General features: G+C 39.3%; 2 protein-coding genes. Both read right to left on the bottom strand.

The genetic code is table 11. The features are described 5' to 3' along the window. Window positions 1-324: 324 nt before the first annotated feature. Window positions 325-1,503: a glycosyltransferase family 87 protein gene (locus QZY09_RS20325; protein WP_295675452.1), complete on the bottom strand. Its 1,179-nt coding sequence runs from the start codon at window positions 1,501-1,503 to the stop codon at window positions 325-327. A gap of 55 nt (window positions 1,504-1,558) precedes the next feature. Next, window positions 1,559-1,902 (bottom strand): ATP-binding protein (locus QZY09_RS20320; protein WP_295675450.1); only part of this gene is annotated, 344 nt, incomplete at its 5' end.

Below are 1,902 nucleotides of genomic sequence, written 5' to 3'. Positions count from 1 at the left end.
TGATGGCTCCGTAGGTGCCTCCTGTTAGCTATTAGTTTTTAAAAGCGATTTCCCTGATCTTATCAGCTGATTTACTTCAATACAGAAGGCTATTTATAACCAATATAAGTAGCCTTTTTTGTTTTTATCCGGCAGCCTTATCTTGTACCGTCTTGTTCAAACATTTACAGTATATGGTTTGGCGGATGTTCTTTTACACTGTTTATTTGCCGGTAATAAACAGACAATAAATGGAAATCCTTATTAAAACAGCATGCGTACCCTATAATGTTATGATTCGGCTTTGGTGGTATCGGTATTTAGGTGATTAAACAAAACTGTATTTTAAATCGCTGATGCAGCTTTATCTTCAATTTTCGCATTAAATTTCCTAAAAATGGTTTCATAAATGATCTTCAGCCAGATCAATACGCATGGCAGCGCTTTGAGTTTATAGGGGATCACATAATTTACCCGGATATAATGGGGAAATAGGTCTGACGGCGAAAGACTTGTTAATAATAGCGCGAAAACAAATAAAAACAGCTCAAACGCGGTAACCGGCCGGTGCAGGTTCATAAACCATATGGCAACACCTGCAAAGGCAATGATATAGGTAGGCGATTCAGATGAACTGCTAAAGATGATCACAAAAATGAGCGTTGAAGCCAGCAACAATAACTGGTAGGGTATAACCCGGTAATATTTTATCCGGGCATACCAGGTGCCAAATAGAATTATACCCGGAATAAGTACGGTGATATTTGATAATTGCCTGTAATTAAAAAGGTTTCGAATCAATCCCATTGCTGAAATATCCTGGAGGCTTGGCCCTATATTGCTTAAATTCTTTTGAACCAGGTCGCCGTACCAATCATGGTAAGTTTGAATGATATAAGAAGGCGACGATATCAGCATCGGTAATAAAAACAAAACGACCGACCAAAATACAATGCTCAATATAAATTTGAGCTTGTTATCCGAAAAGAAAAAGAAAGCCAGCCCAACTATGCCGTAAAGTTTGATGAAAACGCCCAGGCAGATCATCAGTGCTGCCCAAAAATCCTTTTTATTCCGGATAAATACGAAACTCAAAATAATTAAAGCCCCGATTAAAGGGTTGATCTCGACGTTGGCCGTAGAGGTCATTAATTCATGTGCGCAAATAAGCAAAACAGGCAGGTAATATTGGTCTTTTAAGGGGAGTAATTTTATAGCGATATACAAGGCCCATGCATTAAACATTACCCAAAGTATGACACCCAAACTATCCGGCAATAGGGCAAATGGTGCCATCAAAAGGGCGAATACAGGGCCGTAATGATAAAGGTCGTTGTAATGCGCCGGCTGGGGGCCGAACACCGTATGCAGGTGTATAGTATTGATAAAGCCGAATTTATAGACAAAATAATTGTTGTGTATGTGATGGACAATTACGCTTTTTACCACAGCGAATAAACTCAGTCCAAAATAAAGGGTTAATACAAAAGCTTTGTTGTAAACAAGTTTGGCGAGTTTTGACATCAGTGATGATTAACCGGGTTTGGCTGCAAATATAGTAAACGGCTTAATAAGGTGTTTAAACTATCGGCAATTGAATTATAAATTCGGAACCTTTACCATCCACACTATTAACAAGTATGCTTCCGCTATGCCCTTTCACTACCATATCATAAGTTAGGGATAAGCCTAGTCCGGTTCCCTCGCCGGTTGGCTTTGTCGTAAAAAATGGCTGCATGATTTTTTCTTTAACGTGATCAGGCATGCCTACCCCATTGTCTTTTACTTTGATGGTGATTTGCCCGTTTTGTGTTGAAGTAGTTACCGATACTTCGGGTTTGTATTCTTCCCCCGCTGTTTTCTGTTTCTGATTCACCGCATAAAAGGCATTATTAAACAGGTTGAGCATCACCCGGCCAATAT

The organism is uncultured Mucilaginibacter sp., from assembly GCF_903913935.1.
GTDB lineage: Bacteria > Bacteroidota > Bacteroidia > Sphingobacteriales > Sphingobacteriaceae > Mucilaginibacter.
Note: the sequence above shows the minus strand (reverse complement) of the source record. Positions and strands in the feature narration are given on the sequence as shown.

Excerpts from the sequence above, each read along its gene's own strand:
- QZY09_RS20325 (WP_295675452.1), bottom strand. The coding sequence starts at position 1,503 with ATGTCAAAACTCGCCAAACTTGTTTACAACAAAGCTTTTGTATTAACC.